A 20,317-nucleotide genomic window follows, 5' to 3' on the forward strand; every position below is an offset into this window, starting at 1 on the left:
CCAAGCCCCACGATGAACCCACACAACTCCCCGATCTCTCCCATCCTGCCGGGCGCATGGCTCGGCATGGTAGGCGGTGGCCAGCTCGGCCGCATGTTCTGCTTCGCCGCGCAATCGATGGGCTATCGCGTCGCCGTCCTCGATCCGGACGAGACGAGCCCTGCGGGCGCCGTCGCGGATCGCCACATCCGCGCCGCCTACGACGACCGCGCCGCGCTCACCGAGCTCGGCCGCCTGTGCGCGGCGGTATCGACGGAATTCGAGAACGTGCCGTCCGCGAGCCTCGAATTTCTCGCGTCGTGCACGTTCGTCAGTCCGGCGGCGAGCTGCGTGGCGATCGCACAGGACCGCGTCGCGGAGAAGCGTTTCATCGCGGCGGCGGGCGTGCCTGTCGCGCCGCATGTCGTGATCGAATCGCCGCAAGCGCTTGCCGCGCTGCCCGACGAGACGATCGCGGCGGTGCTGCCGGGCATCCTCAAGACCGCGCGTCTCGGCTACGACGGCAAGGGCCAGGTCAGCGTGCGCAACGTCGCGGACGTGCGCAACGCGTATGCGTCGCTGTCGGGCGTGGCGTGCGTGCTCGAAAAGCGCATGCCGCTCAAGTACGAAGTGTCCGTGCTGATCGCGCGCGGCGGCGACGGCAAGTCGGCCGTGTTTCCGCTCGCGCAGAACGTGCACGTGAACGGCATTCTCGCGAAGACGGTCGTGCCCGCGCCCGACGCTGCGGATTCGCTCGTCGCGCAGGCGCAGGACGCCGCGTTGACCATCGCCGCGAAGCTCGGTTATGTCGGCGTGCTGTGCGTCGAATTCTTCGTGCTGGAAGACGGCACGCTCATCGCCAACGAAATGGCGCCGCGTCCGCACAATTCCGGTCACTACACGGTCGATGCCTGCGCGACCAGCCAGTTCGAGCAACAGGTCCGCGCGATGACCGGCATGCCGCTCGGCGACACGCGCCAGCATTCGCCCGCCGCGATGCTGAACCTGCTTGGCGATATCTGGTTCGATGGCGACAAGGCGCGAGCGCCCGCATGGACCGAAGTCGCGGCGATGCCGGCCGCGCGGCTGCATCTGTACGGCAAGGAAGAGGCGCGCCGGGGCCGCAAGATGGGCCATATCAACTTCACGGCGGCGACGCTTGAAGAAGCGCGCACGGCGGCGCGTGACTGCGCGCGCATGCTGCATATCCCGCTCGATTGAGTTTTTTGTCGTAGAAGCAATGACCATCATCTATCCGAGCGTCGCGCAGATCGACGAAGCCGCGGCCTTGCTCGATGCCGGCGAACTCGTCGCGTTTCCGACCGAGACGGTCTACGGGCTCGGCGGCGACGCGGAGAATCCGGACGCCATCGCGCGTATTTATGCGGCGAAGGGCCGTCCGGCGAATCATCCGGTAATCGTACATCTCGCGCCCGAAGCCGATCCGGGCTACTGGGTGCGCGAGCTGCCCGCCGATGCGCAGAAGCTCATCGATACTTTCTGGCCCGGACCCTTGACGTTGATCCTCAAGCGCGCGGCGCATATTCCCGCGGCGGTCAGCGGCGGGCAGGATTCGGTGGGCGTGCGGTGTCCGTCGCATCCGGTGGCGCAGCAGTTGTTGTCGGCGTTTCATGCGCGGCGGGTCGGCACCGGCAAGCAGGGCGGCGTCGCGGGGCCATCGGCTAACCGCTTCGGTCATGTCAGTCCGACGACCGCACAGCACGTGCGCGACGAGTTCGGCAGCGCGGTGCACGTGCTCGATGGCGGGGCGGCGGATGTCGGCATCGAATCGACGATTCTGGATCTGTCGCGCGGGTTTCCGGCGCTGCTGCGGCCGGGGCATGTGAGTCCGCAGCAGATCGCGGATGTGATCGGTACGGCGCCGAAGTTGCCGGATGGGTCGGATGCCACGGCGCCGCGCGCATCGGGGACGTTGAAGGCGCATTACGCGCCGCGTACGCCGCTCGCGTTGCTTCCGTTTTCGTCGATCGAGCCGTTGATCGCGGCGTTCGATCGAGCGAGCGGCGGAAGAGTCGCGTTGGTGGCTCGGCCGTCGAGCGCGGGCGAGTGGGCGCACGCGGGGCATGTGCATTTCGTCGCCGCGCCGGAAGATCCGCAGAGTTATGCGCGCGATTTGTATGGTTTGTTGAGGGCGCTGGATCGGGCGGATGTCGAGCGGATTCTGATCGAGAAACTGCCGGAGACAGTGGAGTGGATCGCGGTAAACGATCGGCTTGGGAGGGCGGCGGCGGCGTTCGAGGACGACGCGTGACGCATCGCTGATCGTTCGCTGAAAGCCCCAAAACAGAACCGCCCGGCGATTCCTCGCCGGGCGGTTTTTCCATTCACGACCGAAAGAACCCGCTTACTTCCCCAGCCCCGACTTCGCAATCGTCTGCTCCGCCGTCTGCGCATAAAGCGCATGCAGATGCGTCGTCGGGTGCACGGTATCCGCGTACATGTACGTCTGGTCCGCGCCCGCGACGGTAAGCGTCTGCGGCGAGCAGAACAGCGAGGTCGCGAAAGCCTGCGGATTCGGTTCGCCGAACTTCTGCGCCGCCGCGGCCATCGCCTGCAGATTGCACCCCGTTCCCGTATTCGACACGGTGAACCCGAACTGCGCGAAATTCGCCGTGATATTGGCGAGCGGCGGAACGATGTCGAGGTAAATCACCTTCGACATCAGCCCGCTTTGCGTCAGCGCAGCCGCAAGCGCCTGATTGAAGCCGAGGGACGCTTGCGTGAGCAGACCGCGCGTCTGCGCGTTGCTCATCATGCCTTGCGGCGTCGCGCCGATATCGGGCACATTCGACACCAGCACGTGCGTCGCGCCGCTCTGCACGACCTTGCCGATCACGCCCGCCAGATCGATCGCCGCCTGGCCGATCGCGGCGGTGGCCGCCGCGGGCGTCATCTGGCCGCTCTGACCCGCCGTGAGGTTGAACAGGATGTCGTTCGCGCCGCCGTTGATGATGACGAGCTGGTTCGAATTGAAGCTGCCATGCGCGGACAGATAGTTCGAAACCTGCGTGACGACCGGAACCGTCAGTGCCTGCGTGTAGTTGGCCGGATCGGTCGTCGCATGTCCGATGCCGATCGGATTGGTCACGCGCGAGCCGCCCTGCGCGTAGCCGAGACCCGCTTGCGTGGCAGGCGGCGTGCCGAAGCCGCCGGTCATCGCCGGGGTCAGCGTGTCGCCGTAATACTGCGCGACGTTCTGCACCCAGACCTGGCCCGGATTCGTCGTGAACCGGCCGCCGCCGAAGTTCGCCGCCGCGACCGGCGCATAGGTGCCGACGTCGGAAAGACTGTCGCCGAACGACACCACTTGCAGTTTCACGCCGCCCGGTGGCGTGGAATTGTTGTCGTCGCCGCCACCGCCGCACGCGGCGAGCAGGGCAAAGGCCGCGCTGGCCGTCGCGACTTGGGCAAAGCGCACCAGTGCGGCGCGCGTCGAGCGTTGCTTCTTCATGGACCTCGTCTCCCTTCTTCGGTGTTTTCTAGTTCGATTGCGGCGGCTGACCCGATGCGATCCGCATGCCGCGTACCTGCGAGTTTAAGCGATGCCGCACGCCCGTCCGATGCGCACCTGCACCGGTCCAGCGGCGTGCCCGACAGCGTACACGGCGCGCGTGCCTTCCCGGGCGTCACTTCGTAGAAGAAATCTTCGGTCCCTTCGGGCGTCCGTGCCTGCCAGCGCCGTTCATTCCGCCGCGCCGGGCCGGCGCGCACCCTCGTAAACCCATTCGAGCAGCGCATCGTGCGCTGCGCGGGCGGCTTCGGCGCGCGGATCGTTGATGAAGCTCACGACGACATAGCTCTCGCCGTTCGCCGCGCCGACATAGCCCGCGATTGCCCGCACGTCGCGCAGCGTGCCGGTCTTTATGTGCGCATTGCCGAGCGCGCCCGCGTTGGTGAGGCGGTTGCGCATCGTGCCGTCGACGCCCGCGACGGGCAGCGATTCGACGAAAACCTGCGCGACCGGACTCGCGTTCGCCGCCATCAGCAGGTCGGCGAGCGAGGACGCGGAGATGTGCTCGTCGCGCGAAAGACCCGAGCCGTTGTCGAGCGTGAGCCCGTTCATCGGCAAGGCGCTGCGCTTGAGGAACGCCTGGATCGCCGCGGCCGATTTCACGGTCGTCGCGGGCGGCTTCGATTGCGCCGCGCCGATTGTGAGGAACAGGTTGCGCGCCATCACGTTGTTGCTGAACTTGTTGATGTCGCGCACGACATCCGACAGCACCGGGCTGCGATGCGTGCCAACGAGCCGCGCATTCGACGGCGTCGGGCCTTCGCGCGTCGTGCCCTGGAATGTGCCGCCGGCCTGCTTCCAGAGCGCGAGGAAGCCGCCTGCGAAGAACGTCGAGTGATCGAGCGCGGCGACGTTGACCGTGCGCGAGCCGCAACGCAGCGGATAGTCGCCGATGAACGATGCCTGCACGAAGCCGCCCTGCGTCTGCGCGACGCTCGGCGACGCTGCCTGGAGCGAGCCGGTGCAGGCGCCGTGCGTGACGCGCAGTTCGTTGTCGATCTGCAACTGCGCGAGTTGCGGCAGCACGTCGATGGAGACTTGTCCGTCCGGGCTCGGCGTCAGCGTGAAGGACAGCGACTTGAATGCGTACAGCAGCGGGTCCGGGCCGACGTTGTAGGGCGCGGAGTCGTCGTTGTCGAAGGCGGGCAGATCGCGCGTGGAGGCGTCGAAGTAGCGCTTGTCGAGCACGAGCGCGCCATCGATGCCCGTGATGCCGTTCTTGCGCACCTGTTCGACGAGATCGATCAATTCTTCCGGCACGAGCTTCGGATCGCCGGTGCCCTGGATGTACAGGTTGCCGTGCAGAACGCCCTGGGCATCGACTTCGCCATCGGCATGCGCGGTCGTCTTCCAGCGATAGTCCGGACCGAGCATCGAGAGACCGGCGTAGGTGGTGACGAGCTTCATCGTCGAGGCGGGCAGCATCGGCTCGTTCGCGTTGACGGAGACGAGCGGCACCGGCGCGCCGACGCGTTGCACGACAACGCTTATCGACGAAACCGGTACGTGTGCGCGCGCGAGCGCCGTCATCACCGACGCGGGCAGCGGTCCGGCGGGCACGCTCACCTTCGCGGCGCGCTCGGCTTTCGTAACGCCGTCGGCCTTCGCGCGCTTCGTTTCGTTTTTCGCGGCGTGCTTCGACCTGCTTGCGCCGATAGCCGCGCGCTCCGGCGATTGCGCCTGCGAATCGGCCTTCGATCCGCCGCGCGCTCGAGCGTCGGACATGTGGCCGAGCGCCGCGCAGGCGAAGGTTGCGGCGAGCGCGATGGACGAGAGACGGCGGGGTATTGAACGAAAAGCAGGCGGCATGGACGAGCGTTTTTTTGGGGCTAACGAAGGGCGGCGACGCGCGGGAAGCGGCTATTGTAGACAAGCTGCCTTGCGGAAATCGTACGGGCGAAAAATCGTCGTCGCCCGCGGCGCGCCGTTGTCTTCCGAAAGCCGACGATCCGCGCGGTTAAGTCCCGCTTAAGCCTGTGGCAAGCCCGCGCGGCTACAATGGGTCGCGGCTTTCGAGCCTGCTCATGTAACCACGAACAGACATGTGCCATGCGAATCCTGCTTGTCGAAGATGACCGGATGATTGCCGAAGGCGTGCGCAAGGCGCTGCGCGCGGACGGCTTCGCAGTCGACTGGGTGCAGGACGGCGAGGCTGCGCTTACCGCGGTCGCGGGCGAGTCCTACGACTTGATGCTGCTCGACCTCGGCCTGCCCAAACGCGACGGGCTCGACGTGCTGAGGACACTGCGCGCGCGCGCCAACGCGTTGCCGGTGCTGATCGTCACGGCGCGCGACGCCATCGCCGATCGCGTGAAAGGGCTCGACGCCGGCGCCGACGATTACCTCGTCAAGCCCTTCGATCTCGACGAACTCGGCGCGCGCATGCGTGCGCTCATCCGCCGGCACGTGGGGCGGGGCGAATCGCTCGTGCGGCACGGCGAACTGACGCTCGATCCGGTCGGGCATCAGGTGACGCTCGCGGGCGCGCCCGTCTCGCTGTCGGCGCGTGAGTTCGCACTGCTCGAAGCGCTGATGGCGCGGCCCGGCGCGGTGTTGTCGAAGAGCCAGCTCGAAGAGAAGATCTACGGCTGGGGCGAGGAAATCGGCAGCAATACCGTCGAGGTGTATATCCATTCGCTGAGAAAGAAGCTCGGCGCCGACCTCATCCGCAATGTGCGTGGTCTCGGCTACATGGTCGCGAAGGACGCCTGATGCGGTCGATCCGCCGGCAATTGCTGATCTGGCTGCTCGCGCTCGTGATCGTCGGCGTGGGCTTTGCAGGATGGCTCATCTATCGGCAGGCGCTCGCGGAAGCCAACGAACTCTTCGATTACCAGTTGCAGCAGATCGCGGCCGCGCTGCCGTCGGAGCCGTTTTCGTCGGTGCTCAGTTCGCGCAGCGAGAGCGACGAGGGCGTCGTCATCCAGATCTGGAATCGCAACGGCGTGCTGATGTACTACTCGCATCCGCGCGTGCCGCTCGCGCCTCACGCGGAGCTGGGTTTTTCCACCGAAATGACGCCGCGCGGCGAATGGCGCGTGTATAGCGCGATCGTCGGCGACAACGTCGTGCAGCTCGCGCAGCCGCTGTCGATCCGCAATCGCGTCGCGGCGGGCGTCGCGTGGCGCACGCTGTGGCCGCTCGTGCTGTTGCTGCCGCTGCTCGGGCTCGCGATCTGGGTGATCGTCGGCCTCGGCCTCGCGCCCTTGCAGCGCGTGACGCGCGCGCTCGATACACGTCATCCCGAAGCGCTCGATCCGCTCTCCGATCAACGTCTGCCGCAGGAAGTGCGGCCGGTCGTGCGCGCATTGAATGCGCTGCTGTCGCGGCTCTCGGCTGCGCTCGATACGCAAAAAGCCTTCGTCGCCGATGCCGCGCATGAACTGCGCACGCCGCTCGCGGCGGTGCAAATTCAGGCGCAGCTCGTCGCGCGCGCGCAGGACGATGAAACGCGCCGCGAGGCGCTCGGGGATCTTCAGGAAGGCATCGCGCGCGCGACGCGGCTCGCGGAGCAATTGCTCGCGCTCGCGCGATCGGAGCCGGACGGCAAGGGCGTCGAGACGCAAGTCGATTTGCGGGAAGTGCTGGAAGGCTGCGTGCGCGGTTATGTGCTGGTCGCGCAGGAGCGCGGCGTCGATCTCGGCATCGAGGCGAGCGAGCCGGCGATCGTGAAAGGCGATGCGGATTCGCTGCGCGTGATGTTCAACAATCTCATCGACAACGCGACGAAGTACACGCCCAAAGGCGGCCGCGTGGACGTCGGCCTGAAGATGCGGGAGGGGCGTCCGGTCGTCGAAATCTGCGATACCGGGCCGGGGATTCCGGAAGAAGAACGGGAGCGCGTGTTCGACCGGTTCTATCGCGTCGGAGAGGGTGTGAATCGCGCGCGCACGGATGTCGCGGGCAGCGGACTCGGGCTCGCGATCGTGCGGCGCATCGCGGTTCAGCATGGCGCGGCGGTCTCGCTCGGAGAATCGGAAGCGGGCGGGCTCAAGGTCACCGTGACGTTCTGATGCCGCGTTCGCGTCGTCTCTCTTCGCGGCGAATCTTTCGGATTTACCTCCGTCGATTGAGAGTTCTGGAAGCAGCAAGCAGTGGTCGTCGTGTACGCAGTAAAGAAGTCGAAGAAGTCGAAGAAGTCGAAGTGGTGAAGTTGCAGTAGCAGCAATGCAGTTCGAAGTAATGCGGTGAGTTCTACGTAGTGCAGCAGTACCGAGGGCGTCGGTTCACAGGAACAGACGCCCTTTTGCGTTTTTTAAGAAAGGTTTAAGCGACGCCCCGTAATCTTCCTTCATCGATATAGCGCGCTCTTTAGGAGCGCATCCCTCGTCAGGAGCACACGATGAAAGCGAAGATCCTCACCCGCAGCGCCGTTGCGGCAGCCGTTGCCATTGCCTTGTCGGCGGGCTACGTGGCCGGACACAACAACGTGCCGGCGCCGCAGGTCATCTCGCCCGCCGCAGCGGCGCTGATGCCCGCCGAAGCCGCGGCAAAAACAGGCATTCCCGATTTCTCCGGTCTCGTCGAGACCTACGGTCCGGCCGTGGTGAACATCAGCGCGAAGCACGTCGTGAAGCAGACGTCCAATCGCCGCGGCCAGAACCAGGTGCCGATGGACCCGGACGATCCCCTCTACCAGTTCTTCAAGCGCTTCGGCGGCATGCCCGGCTTCGGAGGCGGCGACGGCGGCCCCGGCGCGGATCGTCCGAGCGAAGGTCTCGGTTCGGGCTTCATCGTGAGCAGCGACGGCTACATCCTGACGAACGCGCATGTCGTCGACAACGCGAACATCGTCACCGTGAAGCTCACCGACAAGCGCGAATATCGCGCGAAAGTCATCGGCGCTGACAAGCAGTCGGACGTCGCCGTGCTGAAGATCGACGCGAAGAACCTGCCGGTGGTGAAGATCGGCGATCCGAACGGCAGCAAGGTCGGCCAGTGGGTGGTCGCGATCGGCTCGCCGTACGGCTTCGACAACACCGTGACCTCGGGCATCATCAGCGCCAAGTCGCGCGCGTTGCCCAATGAAAACTACACGCCGTTCATCCAGACCGACGTGCCGGTGAACCCGGGCAACTCGGGCGGCCCGCTTTTCAACCTGCAGGGCGAAGTGATCGGCATCAACTCGATGATCTATTCGCAGACGGGCGGCTTCCAGGGCCTTTCGTTCGCCATCCCGATCAATGAGGCGATCAAGGTCAAGGACGCGCTCATCAAGACCGGTCACGTCGATCGCGGCCGTCTCGGCGTGACGGTGCAGGGCATGAACCAGACGCTCGCGAATTCGTTCGGCATGAAGTCGCCGCAAGGCGCGCTCGTGAGCTCGGTCGAGCCGGGCGGACCGGCCGCGAAGGGCGGATTGCAGCCGGGCGACGTGATCACCGCGCTGAACGGCGTGCCGGTGACCGATTCGACTTCGCTGCCGTCGCAGGTCGCGGGCCTCGCGCCGGGCACGTCGGCGAAAGTGACGGTGTGGCGCGACAAGAGCGCGAAGGATCTCTCCGTGACGATCGGCGCGCTGAAGGATGCGAAGACCGCGAGCGCGCACACGGGCGGCGACGATGGCGCATCGGCGCAGGACGCGCGCCTGGGCGTCGCGGTGCGCCCGCTCACGCCGGAAGAGAAGCAGAACGATTCGCTCTCGCGCGGTCTGCTCGTGCAGCAGTCGAACGGCGCGGCGGCAAACGCGGGCATTCAGCCGGGCGACGTGATTCTCGCCGTGAACGGCCAGCCGGTGACGTCGGTGCAGCAGTTGAAGTCGATGGTCCAGCATGCGGGCGACAGCATCGCGCTCCTGATCCAGCGTGACGATGCGCAGATCTTCGTTCCGGTCGATCTCGGCTGACGCGGGCGCGCCGGCACACGCAGCGCGGGCACGAACCATGCTATACGGTTCCCTGGTGCCCCATCGCGTGAGATCGACGCATCGGGCGTGACGCCGCCGGCTCGCGGGCGCGGCGGCATCGGACAAAGGAGCAAAAACATGACGAGCAAGACCACGGGCAAGCTGGCGGCCGCAGTCCTCATCGCGGCGATGAGCGCCGGCACGGCAAGCGTCGCCTGGGCGCAGCAGGCGGGCGGAACGACGGGCGGCACGACGAGCGATACCTCCAGCGCCGGCAACACCAACGGCGGCGGCCTGCCACAGATTCAGCAGCAAGGCGATGTCTCCTATACGTCGGGCGGCGTGGGACTCGACGAATCGCACGCATTGTTGCGCGAACAGGCGCACTGGCCGTTGTCGCTGCGCTTCACGGGGCCGACCGCCGATTACCTTTCGGGCGTGCACGTACGTGTCGTCGACGGCAAGGGCGGCGAGGCGCTGTCCGCCGAATCGATGGGACCGTACATGCTCGTCAAGCTGCCGCCGGGCAGCTATACCGTCTACGCGAAGTACAAGGATCAGGAGAAAAAGCAGGCAGTGACCGTTGCCGGACCCGGCAAGGCCAAGGCCGCATTCCACTGGAACATTCAGTAAGCGGGAGCGTCGAAAGGGGATAGCCCCGAGGCATCGAAAGCGCTCACGCAGCATCGGAAGTTTGTCTCATAATCAAGCCACGGGTGTCTCGATGACTCGTGGCTTTTTCTTTGGGATGTCGGTTCTCACGCGGGAGGGGCAGCACGATGGGCACGGAACTGAACGACGCGCACCAGACGGCGCATCACATCGAGATCACGCTCAATGGCCGGCGTTGCCGCGTGATTCATCAGGGCGTGACCTACGCCGATACACACGCGTCCCTCACGCTCATCGAGCCGGGGACGGAGAAAGTGCATTATTTCCCGCGCGTCGACGTGAACATGGCGCGTCTCGAACGCTCCATCCACACCACGCATTGCCCGATCAAGGGCCAGGCGACGCACTATCACCTGCTGACCGAGGACGGTCCGGTGGAGAACGCCGCGTGGAGCTACGAAGCGCCGCTCGACGCCGCCGTGCAGATCAAGGGCTATCTCGCGTTTTACGGTTCGCGAATCGATCGCATAGACGAAACCTCTTAGGCGCGCATCCGAACAGACACCCCGCGCCCGCTCGGCGATAACGAACGCATGCGATCCTTTCCCCGGAGGCGCGAATGGAAGTCACCGATGCCCTGTGCGTTCCGCTCGACCCGGCGCATGTCCGGGAGGCGCTCTCCGATCTCGCGTTGCTGCGCGCGAGCCTCGACAATTGCGAATCGTTCACGCGCACGCCCGCCGGCGAATATGTCCTCACGCTGATCGTGCCGCTCGGCGCGCTGCGGGCGCGCTACGAGATCCGCGCGCATGCCGCGGGGCGCACCCGTCAGGCGGTGCGCTCAGAAGGCGACATCACCGAATCCGACGATGCCATATACGCCCGCACCTTGAGCTTCAAGGCGCGCGGCGAAGGCGTCGGCTCCTTGCGCGGGCAGATCGCGGTCGCGCTGAATCCGGACGACGACGGCGCTGCGACCTGGATCGAATACACCGTCTGGGCGACGGTATCGGGACCGCTCGCCGGCTTGCCCGCGCGCCAGATCGAGAACGCGCTGCGCGAAGGCGCCGACGATTTCTTCGCCGAGTTCTGCGAAGTCGTGCGCGCGAAACACGCGTTGCCGTCGATGCGCGCGGCGGGCGAGCGCACCGAGCGCCGGCACGTGTTCCTGCGGCCGAGCGCGATGTCGGCGGCGTTCTCGCGTCGCTCGGGCGCGATGCGCGCGCCGTCCGCCGATGCTTCCGCGAGCGGCGTGCTGCGGCATCGGCTGCACGGGCATGGCTTTGCGCATCACGAACGCGATCATTCCCACGATCCGCATCCGCTCGGCTTGCCGATATGGGCGTGGGCGGCGATGCTCGTGTGCGTCGCGCTCTTCGCGTATTTCGCGCAGCACATCGGGCTGCAATGACGGTTACGCGCCGCGAAACGCCCGTCGATACGCCGACGGCGACGTCTTCAGCGTCCCTGCGAACTGCTGGCGCAGCGTCGCGCCGGTGCGAAAGCCGCTCTGTTCCGCAATGCGATCGATCGGCAGATCCGTGTCTTCGAGCAAGCGCTGCGCGAGCGCGACGCGTTGCCCGACGAGCCACGCGTCCACCGTCGCGCCCGTCGTTTCCCGAAAGCGCCGCGTAAAGTTTCGGCGGCTCATCGCCATGCGTGCGGCGAGCGTATCGAGCGAATGATCCGTTTGCAGATTGGCGCGCAACCAGTCGAGCAGTGCTGCGAGCTTTTCGCTTTTCGGACGTTCGGGAACCGGCTCGTCGATGAACTGCGCCTGCGAGCCCTGCCGATGCGGCGGCACGACGAGCCGACGCGCGACCTGATTCGCCGCCTGCGAGCCCGCCAGCTTGCGCAGCACGTGCAGGCAGCAATCGAGTCCGGCCGCGGTGCCGGCGGACGTCGTGATGTTTTCATCTTCGATATAGAGCACGTTCGGATCGAGTCGCACGCGCGGATAGCGGCGCGCGAAATCGTCGGCCCACGCCCAGTGCGTCGTGGCCGCGCGGCCGTCGAGCAGGCCCGCCGCCGCGAGCACGTATGAGCCGAGGCACAGTCCGACGACCTGCGCGCCGCGTGCATGCGCGGCGCGAAGCGCGTCGAGGAGCGCTTCGGATGGCGTCTCGTCCGGATCGCGCCATGACGGCACGACGATCACGTCGGCGCTGGCGAGGGCGTCGAACGAATGCTGTGCCGCGATCGTGAACCCGGCGGACGTCGCGAGCGCGTGCGGTTCGGCGGCGCAGACGCGAAAGTCGAACGACGGCACGCCGATCCCGCCGCGCTCTTCGCCGAACACGATGCACGGCACGGCAAGATGAAACGGGCTGATGCGGTCGAACGCGACGACGGCGATCGAATGGCGGGTCATGGCGCGGCTCCGGTAAAACGTTAAACGCGTGCATTTTGGCCCGAATACGACGAAAGTTGGCAATCGGGCCACTTCTGGCTATCGCGCGGGCGCGGCGACAATGCTTCGACCATCCACAAAGGAGCTGACCATGCCGCGCCGCGCCTTGATCGTCATCGATGTGCAGAACGAGTACGTCGAAGGCAACCTGTTGATCGAATATCCCGATGTGGAGGTGTCGCTCGCGAATATCGCGCGCGCGATGGACGCCGCCGAAAAGCACGGCGTGCCGGTCGTCGTGGTGCAGAATTTCGCGCCGGCGAGCGCGCCGATCTTCGCGCGCGGCTCCGCGATGGCCGAGCTGCACGAAACGGTCGCGTCGCGGCCGCGCGCGCATTACGTGGAGAAATCGCTGCCGAGCGCGTTCGCCGGCACCGATCTCGCCGACTGGCTGACGGCGCACGACATCGACACGATCGTGATTGCGGGCTACATGACGCACAACTGCGACGATTCGACCGCCAAGCACGCGGTGCACGCCGGCCTCGCGGTGGAATTTCTCGCGGATGCGACGGGCGCCGTGCCCTACGAAAACAGCGCGGGCCGTGCGAGTGCGGAAGAGATTCACCGCGTGTTCACGGTGGTGATGCAGTCGCGCTTCGCCGCCGTACTCGCCACGGACGACTGGATCCGTGCGCTGGAAAGCGGCGAGACGCCCGCGCGCGACAACATCTACGCGTCGAACCAGCGGGCGCGCGCCGCGACTTCAGGCGCTGGCCGGTAAGAGCAGGGCAGGGCTGCAACGCAAGGCGTCGAAGCACGCGTCGATAAGGGCTTCGGCGTCGCGCGCCGGATGCACGATGTCCGGCAGCATCAGCGAATCGTGCAGGATGCCGGTGAAGAGACTGTGGAGCATGGTCGTCGCGCGGTTCGTGTCGAGCGTCGCGGGGAGCTGCTTCTTTTCGACGGCGTTGCGCAGCGCGCGCTCGATGCGCTCCATGCCGTCGCGCATGTTGTTCTGATGGCGCTCGCGCACCGGTCCCATTTCCTCGACGAACTCGCATTTCATGAAGAGGATGTCGAAGACGCGCCGGCGCTGCTCGTCGGCCGTGATGTTGCGCATGCACCAGACGAACAGCTCGCGAAGGCGCGTGAGCGGGTCTTCTTCCTTGCCGTCGAGCGTGCTTTCCACGAGTTCGTCGAGCGGCAACAGGCTGCGCTCGAACATCGCGTTGAAGAGATCGCCCTTGTTGGCGAAGTGCCAGTAAATCGCGCCGCGCGTTACGCCCGCCGCCTGCGCAATGTCCGCCAGCGTCGTGCGCGACACGCCTTTTTCATAGAAGACGCGCTCGGCCGCGTCGAGCACCCGGTTTCGCGTCGCCTGTGCTTCTTCCTTGGTTCGTCTGACCATATCGTGCGGCCTTTCGGGCCGTCTGCTCCTGCTCTTGCTGCCGTTGAACGGCGCCTTCATGCGCCCTTGTCGAAGATCCGTCGACCGTAATCGATTCCCCCGAGCGATTCTTTCTCGCCGCCAATGGGGATAAACACGTACCGTTTTATACATTCATCCACGAATGTATATACAATACCACCCGTTCGCCAATATTCACAAATTGCAGCCGACGAGCAGTTTCCGATTAAGCTTTCGTTTCCATTGCCCGTTCGGCCGTCCTTGGGCCACTGGCGGCGCTTCGAGCGTCGCGCACGGGCATGAAACGCCGGCGCTGGCCGGCGGCACCGCTCAATCGTCGGACAAGTTTTGTTTATTGGCAGCGTCCTGAAGGACGCTCGTGCGCGGCATTGCCCGGGGAAGGCCGCCGCGCACCTACTTCACTCTCAGTCTTAGACAGAGGTCGCTCCATGCGCGTCGAACGGGTTCCACTCCGCTTATTCACCGCCGCGACGGCTGCCGTGTTCCTGGCAGCGTGCGGACAAAAACAATCAGCGCCGCCGCCGCAAACGCCCGAAGTGGGCGTCGTCACCGTGCAGCCGACTAGCGTGCCGGTCGTCGTCGATTTGCCGGGCCGCACCAACGCCTATCTCGTCGCGCAAGTGCGCGCCCGGGTAGATGGCATCGTGCTGCGCCGTGAATTCACGGAAGGCTCCGAGGTCAAGGCCGGTCAGCGGCTCTACAAGATCGATCCGGCGCCGTACATCGCCGCGTTGAACAACGCGAAGGCGTCATTGGCGAAGGCGCAGGCGAACGTCGCATCGCAGAACGCGCTCGTGTCGCGCTACAAGATCCTCGTCGCGGCCAATGCCGTGTCGAAGCAGGACTACGACAACGCCGTGGCCGCGCAAGGCCAGGCCGTCGCGGATGTCGCGGCGGGCAAGGCATCGGTCGATACCGCGCAGATCAACCTCGGCTACACCGACGTCGTCTCGCCGATCACCGGCCGCACCGGCTTGTCGCAGGTCACGCCGGGCGCGTATGTGCAGGCGAGCGCCGCGACGCTGCTCACGACCGTGCAGCAGCTCGATCCGATCTACGTCGATCTGACGCAATCGAGCGTCGAGGGCCTCCAGTTGCGCAGGCAGATTCAGGAAGGCCGCCTGCAGACCGAAGGCATCCACGCCGCGAAGGTCACGCTCGTGCTCGAAGACGGCCGCACCTATACCGAGCAGGGCAAGCTGCAGTTCTCCGACGTGAGCGTCGACCAGAGCACCGGTTCGGTGACCGTGCGCGCGATCTTCCAGAACAAGGACCGCGTGCTGCTGCCGGGCATGTTCGTGCGGGCGCGCATCCAGGAAGGGATGAACGACCACGCGCTCGTGGTGCCGCAGATCGGTGTCACGCATGACCAGAAGGGCACGCCGACCGCGCTCGTCGTCAACAAGGACGACAAGGTCGAACTGCGTCAGCTCGTCACGAGCGCGACGTTCGGCAACAACTGGGTGGTCGACAGCGGCCTGAACGCGGGCGATCGGGTGATCGTGAACGGCGTGGAGAAGGCGAAGCCCGGCATGCAAGTGAAGCCGGTCGACGCGAAATTCCCCTACCCGGTAGCCGCCTCGGACGGGCAAGCGGCATCCGCGCCGGGCGCCGCCGCTCCTGCGAACGCAAGCGGCGCGAGCGGTGCGCAGGCCGCATCGGCCGCTTCGGGCGCGTAACAACAGGGAGCCTGTTACATGGCAAAGTTTTTTATCGATCGACCGATCTTCGCGTGGGTGATCGCGATCATCCTGATGCTGGCGGGGATGGCGTCGATCTTCACGCTACCGGTCGCCCAGTATCCGACGATCGCGCCGCCTGCGATCCAGATCAGCGCGACGTATCCGGGCGCATCCGCGAGCACCGTCGAAAACACGGTGACGCAGGTGATCGAGCAGCAGATGACCGGTCTCGACCACTTGCTGTATCTGTCGTCCACATCCGATGACTCGGGCACGGCCACCGTCACGCTGACGTTCGCGGCGGGCACGAACCCGGACATCGCGCAGGTGCAGGTGCAGAACAAGCTGCAGCTCGCCACGCCGCTCCTGCCGCAGGTCGTGCAGCAGCTCGGCACGAAGGTCACGAAGTCGAGTTCGAGCTTCCTGCTCGTGCTCGCGTTCGTGTCCGAAGACGGCAGCATGAGCAAGTACGACCTCGCGAACTACGTGGCGTCGAACGTGGCGGATCCGCTCTCGCGTATCGACGGCGTGGGTACAACGACGCTGTTCGGCTCGCAGTACGCAATGCGCGTCTGGCTCGATGCGACCAAGCTCACGAACTACTCGCTCACGCCTGTCGACGTGAAGAACGCCATCACCAATCAGAACGTGCAGGTGGCGGCGGGCGGTCTCGGCGGCACGCCGGCGGTTGCGGGGCAGATGCTCCAGGCGACGATCACGGAAGCGACGCTGCTGCGCACGCCCGAGCAGTTCGGCAACATCCTGCTGAAGGTCAATCAGGACGGCTCGCAAGTGCGCCTGAAGGATGTCTCGAAGATCGAGCTCGGCGGCGAAAACTACAACTTCGACACGAAGTACAACGGGCAGCCGACAGCCGGCTTCGGTATCCAGCTCGCGACGGGCGCGAACGCGCTGCAGACCGCGAAGCTCGTGCGCCAGAAGATCGACGATCTGTCGAAGTACTTCCCGCACGGGCTGGTCGTGAAGTATCCGTACGACACGACGCCGTTCGTGCGCCTGTCGATCGAGGAAGTGGTCAAGACGCTGATCGAAGGTATCGTGCTCGTGTTCCTCGTGATGTATCTGTTCCTGCAGAACCTGCGGGCGACGATCATCCCGACGATCGCGGTGCCGGTCGTTCTGCTCGGCACGTTCGCGATCATGTCGGCGGTTGGCTTCTCGATCAACGTGCTGTCGATGTTCGGCCTCGTGCTGGCAATCGGCCTGCTGGTCGACGATGCGATCGTGGTCGTGGAAAACGTCGAGCGGGTGATGTCCGAGGAGCACTTGTCGCCACGCGACGCGACCCGCAAGGCGATGGGCCAGATCACCGGCGCGCTGATCGGCGTGGCGCTCGTGCTGTCGGCTGTGTTCGTGCCGGTGGCGTTCTCGGGCGGCTCGGTCGGCGCGATCTACCGGCAGTTCTCGCTGACGATCGTCGCGGCGATGGTGCTGTCCGTGATGGTCGCGCTGATTCTCACGCCGGCGCTGTGCGCGACGATCCTGAAGCCGCATCCGGAAGGGCATCAGCCCGAGAAGAAGGGCTTCTTCGGCTGGTTCAACCGCACCTTCAACAAGAGCCAGGAGAAGTACCACAGCGGCGTGCAGCATGTGATCCGGCGCTCGGGGCGCTGGCTTATCATCTATATCGTCGTGATCGTCGCGGTGGGCATGCTGTTCCTGCGTCTGCCAAAGTCGTTCCTGCCCGATGAAGACCAGGGAACGATGTTCGTGCTCGTGCAGGCGCCGGCCGGCTCCACGCAGGAATACACGGCGCATGTGCTGAAGGACGTGCAGGACTATCTGCTGAAGGACGAGAAGCCGATCGTCGAATCGGTGTTCACGGTGAACGGCTTCTCGTTCGCGGGACGCGGCCAGAATTCCGGTCTCGTGTTCGTGCGGATGAAGGAATACGCGGACCGCCAGCACAGCGACCAGAAGGTGCAGGCGCTCGTCGGGCGAATGTTCATGCACTTCGCGCCCTACAAGGACGCGATGATCTTCCCGGTCAATCCGCCTTCGATTCCCGAACTCGGCACGGCGGCGGGCTTCGACTTCGAGCTGCAGGACCGCGGAGGCCTCGGTCACGCAAAGCTGATGGAAGCGCGCAACATGCTGCTCGGCATGGCGTCGAAGGACGCGACGCTCGCGCAGGTGCGCCCGAACGGCCTGAACGACACGCCGCAGTTCAAGGTGAACATCGACCGCGAGAAAGCCAACGCGCTCGGCGTCGCGATCTCGGACATCGACCAGACGTTCTCGATCGCGTGGGCGTCGCAATACATCAACAACTTCCTCGACGTCGATAACCGGATCAAGAAGGTCTACGTGCAGGGCGACGGTCCGTTCCGCATGAATCCGGACGACATGAACAAGTGGTACGTGCGCAATGGCTCCGGGACGATGGTGCCGTTCGGCGCGTTCGCGACCGGCAACTGGACCTACGGTTCGCCGAAACTCGAGCGCTACAACGGTATCTCGGCGGTGGAAATCCAGGGCGCGGCCGCGCCGGGCAAGTCGACCGGTCAGGCAATGACGGCAATGGAAGCGATCGCCGCGAAGCTGCCGGCGGGTATCGGCTACGAGTGGACGGGGCTGTCGTATCAGGAACGTCAGTCGGGTTCGCAGGCGCCGATCCTGTACGGCATCTCGATCCTCGTCGTGTTCCTCTGTCTCGCGGCGCTGTACGAAAGCTGGTCGATTCCGTTCTCGGTCATCATGGTCGTGCCGCTCGGCGTGCTCGGCGCGCTGCTCGCCGCGACGCTGCGTGGTCTGGAAAACGACGTGTTCTTTCAGGTCGGCCTATTGACGACGGTGGGTCTGTCGGCGAAGAACGCGATTCTGATCGTGGAGTTCGCGCGCGAACTGCGCATGCAGGGCATGTCGACGGTGGAAGCTGCGATGGAAGCGGCGCGCTTGCGGTTGCGCCCGATTCTGATGACGTCGCTCGCGTTCATTCTCGGCGTGATGCCGCTCGCGATCAGTAACGGCGCGGGTTCGGCGAGCCAGCACGCAATCGGCACCGGCGTGATCGGCGGCATGTTGACCGCGACCTTCCTCGCGATTTTCATGATCCCGATGTTCTTCGTCGTGATCTCGAAATTCAGCAAGAGCAAGGACGTGCCGTCGCCGGGTACATCGGGTGATTTCGAAGGTCCGCATGGCTCGCAGAATGGCTCCGATAAGGAAGGACATTGAAATGCTTAAACATTCCTTGATCGCGGCCGCCGTGGCGGTATTCGCCGCGGGCTGCACGCTCCAGCCGAAATACGAGCAGCCCGCCGCGCCCGTCGCGCAGACGTTTCCCGAAGGCGGCGTGTACGCGAACCAGCCGGACGCGTCGTCGTCGGCGAGCAACGGCCGCACCGCGAACGGGCAGAGCGCGCCCGAGATCGGCTGGCGCGATTTCTTCGCCGATGCACGTTTGCAGCGGATCGTCGAGCTCGCGCTGAAGAACAATCGCGACTTGCGCGTCTCGGTGCTCAACGTCGAGGCGGCGCGCGCGCAGTATCAGATCACGCGCGCCGGCCTCTTTCCGACGCTCGAAGGCGCCGCGTCGCAGAGCAAGCAGCGCACGCCGCGGAATCTGTCGTTCTTCGACCGGACGATTTCCAACACGTATTCGGTCGGCCTGAACGCGTCGTGGGAAATCGACTTCTTCGGGCGCATCCGGAGCCTGAAGGACCAGGCGCTCGCGCAATATCTGTCGACTGCGGAATCCCGCAAGGCGGCGGAGATCGCGCTGGTGTCGTCGGTGGCGGATCAGTATCTGACGATGCTCGCCTACGACGATCAGCTCACCGTCACGCAGAACACGCTGAAGACGGCGCAGGAGTCGTTCCGCATCACGAAGCTGCAGTACGACAACGGCACGGGCACCGAGCTGGACTTGCGTCAGTCGGAAGGCGTCGTCGAAGAGGCGCAGGCGAATCTGCAGACGCAATCGCGTTTGCGCGCGCAGGCGGAAAACGCGCTGGTGCTGCTCGTGGGCGAACCCTTGCCCGCGGATCTGCCGGCCGGCATGCCGCTCGACACGCAGAACCTGCTCTCGGACATTCCGGCGGGCCTGCCGTCCGATCTTCTGACGCGCCGTCCCGACATCGCGGCGGCGGAGCAGTCGCTGCTCGCGGCCAACGCGAACATCGGCGCGGCGCGCGCAGCGTTCTTCCCGCGCGTGTCGCTGACGGGCAGCTTCGGCACGCTGTCGCCGACGCTCGGCGGGCTCTTCAAGCCCGGTTCGGCTGCATGGTCGTTCGCGCCGCAGATCACGGTGCCGATCTTCGAGGGCGGTCAGAACAGGGCCAACCTCGATCTGGCGAACGTGCAGAAGCGCATCGAGATCGCCAACTACGAGAAGGCGATCCAGACCGCGTTCCGCGAAGTCGCGGACGGGCTCGCCGCGCGCGGCACGTTCGACGAGCAGATCAAGTCGCTCGAGCGTTTCGTGAACTCTCAGAGCCGGCGTCTGGAGTTGTCGGATCTGCGCTATCGCAACGGCGTGGACAGCTATCTTTCCGTGCTGACCGCGCAGACGGCGCTATACGACGCGCAGCAGTTGCTGATCACGGCGCGGCTGAATCGCCTGACCAACCTCGTCGACCTGTATCAGTTCATGGGCGGCGGATGGATCGAGCGTTCCGGCGAAGCGCCGCGCCCGGCGGATGCGCCCGTCGATTACGGCTCCGAGAGCGCGCCGCCGCAACCGGCCTCGGCCCCCGCGGCGAGCTGAACTGCCCCGACGTGATGCACACGAAGCCCGGCCGAGCGCCGGGCTTTTTCTTGTGTCCTTTCGGCGATCGTGACTAATTAGTTAACCAAAAAAAACGCCGCAGCTTTCACCACGGCGCCCAACGCAAACACCCAACAAGCACTTCCAGGATTACGA

The 20,317-nt window shown here is 65.5% G+C and carries 16 protein-coding genes; 12 read left to right on the forward strand and 4 right to left on the reverse strand.

The genetic code is table 11. The features are described 5' to 3' along the window. Positions 1-12 precede the first annotated feature (12 nt). On the forward strand, positions 13-1,200 hold the full coding sequence (locus NCS28_RS02300; protein ID WP_250512266.1) for a 5-(carboxyamino)imidazole ribonucleotide synthase: 1,188 nt from the start codon (positions 13-15) through the stop codon (positions 1,198-1,200). Positions 1,201-1,219: 19 nt separating this feature from the next. Then, positions 1,220-2,251, forward strand: coding sequence for an L-threonylcarbamoyladenylate synthase (locus NCS28_RS02305; RefSeq protein WP_250512267.1), 1,032 nt, complete (start codon positions 1,220-1,222; stop codon positions 2,249-2,251). A gap of 93 nt (positions 2,252-2,344) precedes the next feature. Here the strand turns inward: NCS28_RS02305 and NCS28_RS02310 are convergent, their stop codons facing one another. Together NCS28_RS02310 and dacB are read right to left on the reverse strand one after the other, a co-directional pair. Next, the gene (locus NCS28_RS02310; RefSeq protein ID WP_250512268.1) at positions 2,345-3,451 is read right to left on the reverse strand and encodes an SGNH/GDSL hydrolase family protein; all 1,107 of its coding nucleotides are present in this window, start codon (positions 3,449-3,451) and stop codon (positions 2,345-2,347) included. Positions 3,452-3,682: 231 nt separating this feature from the next. Then, positions 3,683-5,320, reverse strand: a complete 1,638-nt coding sequence (gene dacB / locus NCS28_RS02315) for a D-alanyl-D-alanine carboxypeptidase/D-alanyl-D-alanine endopeptidase (RefSeq protein ID WP_250512269.1) — start codon at positions 5,318-5,320, stop codon at positions 3,683-3,685. 240 nt (positions 5,321-5,560) lie between these two features. Between dacB and NCS28_RS02320 the strand changes: the two genes are divergently transcribed. The 6 genes from NCS28_RS02320 (at position 5,561) to NCS28_RS02345 (ending at position 11,379) form a co-directional block, all read left to right on the forward strand. Beyond that, positions 5,561-6,223, forward strand: coding sequence for a response regulator (locus NCS28_RS02320; RefSeq protein ID WP_250512270.1), 663 nt, complete (start codon positions 5,561-5,563; stop codon positions 6,221-6,223). Next, positions 6,223-7,524 (forward strand): ATP-binding protein, encoded by a 1,302-nt coding sequence (locus NCS28_RS02325; protein ID WP_250512271.1) that lies wholly within the window; start codon positions 6,223-6,225, stop codon positions 7,522-7,524. Before NCS28_RS02320 ends, NCS28_RS02325 begins: the two co-directional genes overlap by 1 nt. 329 nt (positions 7,525-7,853) lie before the next feature. Further along, a complete protein-coding gene (locus NCS28_RS02330) occupies positions 7,854-9,356 on the forward strand; it encodes a DegQ family serine endoprotease (RefSeq protein ID WP_250512272.1) in 1,503 nt (500 codons plus the stop codon). Positions 9,357-9,494: 138 nt separating this feature from the next. Further along, complete coding sequence (locus NCS28_RS02335) at positions 9,495-9,989, forward strand: carboxypeptidase regulatory-like domain-containing protein (RefSeq protein WP_250512273.1); 495 nt, start codon at positions 9,495-9,497, stop codon at positions 9,987-9,989. Positions 9,990-10,135: 146 nt separating this feature from the next. Next, positions 10,136-10,513 (forward strand): DUF427 domain-containing protein, encoded by a 378-nt coding sequence (locus tag NCS28_RS02340; protein WP_250512274.1) that lies wholly within the window; start codon positions 10,136-10,138, stop codon positions 10,511-10,513. 74 nt (positions 10,514-10,587) lie between these two features. Further along, complete coding sequence (locus NCS28_RS02345; protein ID WP_250512275.1) at positions 10,588-11,379, forward strand: SRPBCC family protein; 792 nt, start codon at positions 10,588-10,590, stop codon at positions 11,377-11,379. A gap of 3 nt (positions 11,380-11,382) precedes the next feature. On the opposite strand, the gene NCS28_RS02350 is transcribed toward NCS28_RS02345, so the two are convergent. After that, on the reverse strand, positions 11,383-12,339 hold the full coding sequence (locus NCS28_RS02350; protein ID WP_250512276.1) for a helix-turn-helix domain-containing protein: 957 nt from the start codon (positions 12,337-12,339) through the stop codon (positions 11,383-11,385). A 124-nt stretch (positions 12,340-12,463) separates the two neighbouring features. Between NCS28_RS02350 and NCS28_RS02355 the strand changes: the two genes are divergently transcribed. Continuing rightward, positions 12,464-13,102 (forward strand): cysteine hydrolase family protein, encoded by a 639-nt coding sequence (locus NCS28_RS02355; RefSeq protein WP_250513036.1) that lies wholly within the window; start codon positions 12,464-12,466, stop codon positions 13,100-13,102. Here the strand turns inward: NCS28_RS02355 and NCS28_RS02360 are convergent. Beyond that, positions 13,085-13,729 (reverse strand): TetR family transcriptional regulator, encoded by a 645-nt coding sequence (locus NCS28_RS02360; RefSeq protein WP_250512277.1) that lies wholly within the window; start codon positions 13,727-13,729, stop codon positions 13,085-13,087. The genes NCS28_RS02355 and NCS28_RS02360 overlap by 18 nt on opposite strands. A gap of 449 nt (positions 13,730-14,178) precedes the next feature. On the opposite strand from NCS28_RS02360, the gene NCS28_RS02365 reads away from it, so the two are divergent. The 3 genes from NCS28_RS02365 to NCS28_RS02375 are packed head-to-tail and all read left to right on the forward strand — an operon-like array spanning position 14,179 to position 20,161. Continuing rightward, a complete protein-coding gene (locus NCS28_RS02365; protein WP_250512278.1) occupies positions 14,179-15,429 on the forward strand; it encodes an efflux RND transporter periplasmic adaptor subunit in 1,251 nt (416 codons plus the stop codon). An 18-nt stretch (positions 15,430-15,447) separates the two neighbouring features. Continuing rightward, entirely contained in the window at positions 15,448-18,630 is a 3,183-nt protein-coding gene (locus NCS28_RS02370; RefSeq protein WP_250512279.1) for an efflux RND transporter permease subunit, read from the forward strand. Between the two features lies 1 nt (position 18,631). Beyond that, positions 18,632-20,161: an efflux transporter outer membrane subunit gene (locus tag NCS28_RS02375; RefSeq protein WP_250512280.1), complete on the forward strand. Its 1,530-nt coding sequence runs from the start codon at positions 18,632-18,634 to the stop codon at positions 20,159-20,161. Positions 20,162-20,317: the final 156 nt, after the last annotated feature.

The sequence above is a fragment of the Caballeronia sp. INDeC2 genome (assembly GCF_023631325.1).
Taxonomy (GTDB): Bacteria; Pseudomonadota; Gammaproteobacteria; order Burkholderiales; family Burkholderiaceae; genus Caballeronia.